A 264-nucleotide genomic window follows, 5' to 3' on the forward strand; every position below is an offset into this window, starting at 1 on the left:
GCTGCACCAGTACCAGCGCGAGGTGAAGCAGCTTGAGTGCGACGGCCAGAGCCTGGACTACATCGAGGTCACCCCGGGCGACATCGCCACCGCCAACCGCCTGGCCCACGAGGTGCTCGGGCGCACCCTGGACGAGTTGCCGCCGCAGACGCGCAAGCTGCTGGGCCACATCCACGACATGGTTCGCGAGGCCTGCCGCCAGCAGCGCCTCGAGCAAAGCGCCTACCGCTTCACCCGCAAGGACGTGCGCGATTACTGCGGCTG

The 264-nt window shown here is 68.6% G+C and carries 1 protein-coding gene; it reads left to right on the forward strand.

Going from position 1 to position 264, the window contains the following annotated elements; translation table 11 throughout:
- A partial coding sequence (locus AC1RQI_RS17245) for a BTB/POZ domain-containing protein (protein ID WP_481905837.1) occupies nt 1–264 on the forward strand: 264 nt, incomplete at both ends.

This window comes from Salicola sp. AFF1 (genome assembly GCF_056783195.1).